Source organism: Candidatus Nanosynsacchari sp. TM7_ANC_38.39_G1_1 (assembly GCF_004138385.1).
Genome location: NZ_PQNZ01000053.1, coordinates 1 through 5,374, shown reverse-complemented (window position 1 = coordinate 5,374; position 5,374 = coordinate 1). Strand labels below are relative to the sequence as shown.

At 49.2% G+C, this 5,374-nt stretch carries 6 protein-coding genes and 1 tRNA gene; all 7 read left to right on the top strand.

What is annotated here, in order from left to right; genetic code table 11:
• The first annotated feature begins 43 nt into the window (after positions 1–43).
• The 7 genes from G1ANC_RS03605 (at position 44) to nusG (ending at position 5,233) form a co-directional block, all read left to right on the top strand.
• Entirely contained in the window at positions 44–1,024 is a 981-nt protein-coding gene (locus tag G1ANC_RS03605) for a mechanosensitive ion channel family protein (protein ID WP_164998012.1), read from the top strand.
• Between the two features lie 35 nt (positions 1,025–1,059).
• Positions 1,060–1,134, top strand: a tRNA-Trp gene (locus tag G1ANC_RS03600).
• 55 nt (positions 1,135–1,189) lie between these two features.
• Positions 1,190–1,756 (top strand): ATP-binding protein, encoded by a 567-nt coding sequence (locus G1ANC_RS03595; RefSeq protein WP_129693636.1) that lies wholly within the window; start codon positions 1,190–1,192, stop codon positions 1,754–1,756.
• A gap of 1 nt (position 1,757) precedes the next feature.
• Positions 1,758–2,465 carry a M48 family metallopeptidase gene (locus G1ANC_RS03590; protein ID WP_206660730.1) on the top strand — a complete coding sequence of 236 codons (708 nt, stop codon included), beginning with the start codon at positions 1,758–1,760 and terminating at the stop codon, positions 2,463–2,465.
• Positions 2,466–2,508: 43 nt separating this feature from the next.
• On the top strand, positions 2,509–4,146 hold the full coding sequence (locus G1ANC_RS03585; RefSeq protein WP_129693635.1) for a cell wall metabolism sensor histidine kinase WalK: 1,638 nt from the start codon (positions 2,509–2,511) through the stop codon (positions 4,144–4,146).
• Positions 4,147–4,254: 108 nt separating this feature from the next.
• Positions 4,255–4,674 (top strand): preprotein translocase subunit SecE, encoded by a 420-nt coding sequence (gene secE / locus G1ANC_RS03580; RefSeq protein ID WP_164998011.1) that lies wholly within the window; start codon positions 4,255–4,257, stop codon positions 4,672–4,674.
• 10 nt (positions 4,675–4,684) lie between these two features.
• Positions 4,685–5,233, top strand: coding sequence for a transcription termination/antitermination protein NusG (nusG, locus tag G1ANC_RS03575; protein WP_129693633.1), 549 nt, complete (start codon positions 4,685–4,687; stop codon positions 5,231–5,233).
• Positions 5,234–5,374: the final 141 nt, after the last annotated feature.

The following is a 5,374-nucleotide window of genomic DNA, read 5'->3' as shown; positions in this document are numbered from 1 at the left end:
AAACATATAGATTTTTTACAGCAAACAGTGCATGATAGTAAGCATGGATAGCGCAATATCAACTTCGGTAATTAACGATCTAAAGAGCCTGCTAGTATCGCCGAATGCTTTTCGCTCGCTGCTAGTGCTAGTTTTGTCGATGATTGCTGCTTATTGGTTGAGTAAGTTCCTAGCGCGCGGCTTGATTTTCATAGCACAACGTATCGGCCGCCGCAGCGACAATGAATCAGACGAAGCGCGCGTCACTCGGTTGCGGCAAACCGAAACATACCTGAGCGTGTCTATTGCCATCATTCGCACACTAGTGGTAGTATCGGTTGGTTATATCGCTTGGCGAATCCTCAGTCCAACCGCCGCTAATTCTAGCACCTCCGGCGGGCTAGCCGCTATTGGTGCTGGTGCTATGTTTGCTTTGGTGGCCGGACAAACTATCGGTATCGTGTTGCGCGACCTGACCGCTAGCGCGATTATGATTTCAGAAAACTGGTACAAGATAGGTGATTTCGTCAAGCTCGATCCATTCACGGACTTGAGCGGCGTTGTCGAGCGCTTCACGCTGACCTCGACGCGTATTCGCGCTCTCAATGGCGAAGTCATCACCGTTCACAACCAAAACATCACTGGCGCCCGCGTCACGCCGCATGGCGTACGCACGATCGCTGTTGATATTTTCGTTCGCGACAAGCGAGCCGGCGTCGCTGCTATCCGCCGAATTATCGCCGCCATTCCAAAGGGCACGATGATGCTAGCGCACCCATTGCGAATTACCAATATCGATAAATGGGGCGACGAGCGCTGGCGTATTACTGTCACCGGTCAAACTCCGCCGGGGCGGGAATGGCTAATTGATAAATTTTTCGTCGAAGCTGTTTCTAGCCTCGATGACGACAAAGAAACATCTGAGCGCTTACTGTCGCTACCGCCGATTCCGCACACTGCTGATGAAACCGCCAACCGCCGCTTCAAGCGTGCCGTCCGTGTCAAAAAAGATCAACCTAAAGATATCGCCATTGATGATATCTAAAAAGCATTTCGCTATGCTATAATAGGAAAGCGTAAAGGGGCATAGTACAACGGCTAGTATAACGGTCTCCAAAACCGTAGATTGAGGTTCGATTCCTCATGCCCCTGCCACAAACCACATAAGTGCATAATTGCAGTTTTAAGTTCCATTACCTATAATAATTTTATGAATCCTAGTTCTATCTCTCATCCGCACGCTATCATGATGGTTGGCTTGCCAGGCAGCGGCAAAACATTTTTCGCGCAGCAATTTTCTGAGATGTTTAATGCACCGTTTGTTGATTCGCAATTTATTAGCGAGCACAGCCTAGATAGCAATGCCAGCGAGGAGGTCTGCCAGCGATTTTTGGCCGAGATAGCACGCACCAAGCAAACTTTTATTTATGAAGACAGCAACTTAAGCCGCGTCCGTCGCGCCGAGTTTGCGCGCTGGGCTAAAGGGCATGGTTATAAGCCGCTTATTATTTGGGTGCAGACCGATGAAGCAACTTGCCGGCGCCGCATTCAAAAAGGCCACTCGCTAGATACTATAAACTTTGATGCCGCCGTCAAGAGTTTCACCGAACCAAACGCCATCGAGAAACCAGTCGTTATCAGCGGCAAGCACACATACAAAACCCAAGCGCGCACCGTATTAGCCCGTCTCGGCGATAGCAATCGTCCTAGCCGGCCAATGACTAGCTTAGCCAGACAGCGACCAGAGGTTCGCCGCCGCGGCATCAGTATCCAATAATATGCCTACCAAATCCCAGACTATCGATGATCCGGAGTTCGGCGAGATTGTTATCATGCGCCGCGCTACTCGCTACACCCGCATCAAGCTCGGCACCGACGGGCGCTTTGTCGTTACTAGCGGCCGGCTAGTACCGCTGGCGTTTATTCGCTCGTTTATTGAACGGTCGCGCGAAGACTTGCGCAAAATAGCCAAAGATTCTTCCATCGCCCAGCCGTATCGCGACGGGCAGCTCATCGGCAAAACCCATCAATTAGCTATTGTGCCGACACAGATGATCAAACAGCCGGAAATTCGTACCATGCGCAGCAAGCTGCTGGTCAAGCTGCCGCCCGAATTTTCACTCGAAGATCAAGATGTTCAACAGCAAATCCGCGACGAAGCAATCAAAGTTCTGCGCCGCGATGCCAAAAAATACCTACCGCCGCTACTAGAAGAATTAGCTGGCGCTCATGGTTTCGCTTACCAGCGCGTTCGCTTTAGCCACGCTGGTAGCCGATGGGGTAGCTGCAGCTCCAACGGAACGATTAGCCTCAACATTGCTTTAATGAAACTACCCGATGAATTGATTCGGTATGTATTGATTCACGAGCTCTGCCACACTCGCCACATGAATCATTCCGCAGCCTTTTGGCGCGAAGTTGAACGCTACGATCCGCGCTACCGCCTCCACCGGCAGCAGCTCAAGCGCCAAACTCCAATCGTCTAAGTCTTTTCATAAATCGTCTTTACGGTTATACTTAATAATAGCTATGGGTGGCCAAGTCAAAGACTATATAGACATCGATCCGTCAACGCATCGAATGAAGATTATTCGCTGGATAGCGCTTTTGATTCCGCTGCTATTAGTGGCGTACAGCGTCTTCATGCAATTCTCGCCGCTCGGCAAGCCGACAGCAGTGAATATGTACGCTTTTTACGCGGTTAATATCTGTTGGGCTATCATCGGCTTTTGGCAATTTTTCGCAGCACCGCGGCAACCTATTGGCCATATTGCCGGGCTCATCGGTTATCATATTTTAGCGTTAACTTACGTATTAACGGTTTCTGGTTTCGATATGCCACTAATTTATACATGGTCGGCACTATTGCTAGCCAGCTCTGTTTACCTGGGCCAGTCAGGCATTAATATTAGTATTGCAACATTGTTTGCGGCTGCCTCGGGCAGTGTCATTATTCATGCTAGCGACGACAAACAAGTTGTGTCTATCGTCATCCATTTTCTGGGTACGCTCATCATCAGTTACATGGTCAAGATGGTCATTTCAGCCCAGGCGATTGATCAAGCCGAACTCTTGCGCAGCCAAACCGCCGAGCGTCTACAGCGCGATCGCATAGTTACTATCGTCAACAACCTCTCTGACGCTATTATTAGCACCGATAGAAACGGCATCATTTCGCTATACAACGCCTCGGCGCTAAACCTATTTGATACTAATACCGATCTCGCTGGCAAATGTATTGACGATTTTATTTCGATCATTGATAAGAATAAACAGCCATTCAAGTTCGCTGACAAGCTGCATTCCGCCAAAACTACGCAATACCGCGACGATCTAACTGCCAGAATATCCAACGAAAGCATTCGCCTCGGCGCAACATACTCGCCAATTCGCAGCACCAACAGCGTCAGCGACGATGGCTATGTAATCATCTTGCGCGATATCACCAAGCAAAAATCTCTCGACGACGAGCGCGACGAGTTTATTTCGGTTGTCAGCCACGAGCTGCGCACTCCGATAACTATCGCCGAAGGATCGCTGAGCAATGTCTCGCTGATGATTAAGCGCCCCGACATTCCAAAAGAAAGATTAATCAATGGCATCAGCACTGCTCACGAGCAAATTATATTTTTGGCGCGAATGGTTAACGATCTTTCAACCTTGAGCCGTGCTGAACGCGGTGTCGCCGACGAGCCAGAGAACATTGACGTCCAATCACTAATCGACGAACTGTACGCCGAATACGCACCGCAAGCCGCCGACAAATCACTAACCTTTGACATTGATATCGCGCCGCAAATCGGCCAAGTTAGCCAAAGCCGCCTCTACCTCAAAGAAATCCTGCAAAACTTCATCACCAATGCCATCCGCTACACCGAAAAGGGCGGTGTCACTATCATCGTCAAGCCCGGCGAAAACGACACCATCAATTTTGCCGTCAAAGACACTGGCATCGGCATCAGCCGCAGCGACCAAGCACACTTATACCAGAAATTCTGGCGCAGCGAAGATTATCGCACCCGTGAAACCAGCGGTACTGGGCTTGGTCTTTACGTTGTCGCCAAACTAGCTCTCAAGCTCAAAACCGAAATCAAACTCAAAAGCCGTCTCAATCACGGCTCAACATTTAGCTTTTCGCTGCCCGCCGTGAAAAAGAATAAGTCTTAGCGCTTTAGAAAAAACGCGAAATCGCTTGCTATTTTCGCTCGGCAGTCGTATAATTAACTTGACAGTCTGGGACATACCAGGCTATTTAATTTGGGAGGAAACACTATCGTGGCAAAATCCGCAAAAGGTAAGTCAAAGCAAAAATCACAAAACCGCATCACTCGCATCACTGCTGGCGACAAAGCTGCAAAGCCAAAGAAGCCGAGCATTCTGGCGACCGCCAAAGAATTAGCTGGCCGCACACAAGCCGAGAAATCTAGCACCAAAACTGCTAAGACTAGCGCCAAAACTAAAACTGCCGCCAGCAAGCCGAAGAACTCAAAAAGCCGCCGCAATCCGCTCAGCGCTATCACTGGCTATTTCCGCGGCGCCTGGCAAGAAATCAAGCAAGTCCGCTGGCCAGACCGCCGTTCGACCTGGGGTATGGTCGGCGCGCTGATCGTTTTCACCGCAGCGCTATTTCTGGTTATTATCTTGCTAGATTACGGCTTCGCTTGGCTATTCAAACTAATCATGGGAACAAAGTAGAAAGGATTTTATGGCAAAATCAAATCGTTATGACAGCTCGCGGCAATGGTATGCTATCCATACTTACAGCGGCTACGAGGAAAAAGTCGCTGAAAGCATCCGCCAGCGCGCTCAAACTATCGACATGGCTGATAAAATTTTTGACGCCATTGTGCCGAAAGAAAAGCAAGTTCAAATCAAGAATGGCAAGCGCAAAATCATCAACGCCATCATCTTTCAGGGTTATGTCTTGGTCGAGATGAAATTAACCGACGAGACCTGGTATATCGTCCGCAACACGCCAGGCGTTACCGGCTTTGTCGGCAGCGGCACCTCGCCAACTCCAGTTTCCGAAGCAGAAATTACCAAAATTAAAAAGCGTATGAACATCGAGGATCCAAAGCACCAAATTGACTTTACAGAAGGAGAAGTAGTTAATATCATCGACGGGCCCTTCAAAGGTTTCGACGGCGCCGTTAGCGAGATTGACGCTGCCAAAGGCACTCTTAAAGTCATGGTCAGCATGTTCGGCCGCGACACGCCAGTTGAGCTTGATGCTTTACAGGTCAAAAAAGTCTAGGCCGCCAAGCAAAATTCTTATCACAGCAAGAGAGTTGCCGCCCTGCAAAACCGTACAACTCGCAGAGCTTTAGCTTGCGTAATCTCGTAAAACACGCTATACTATAGCAGTTACGCACTAAATATCAGCTTCTCAATATAT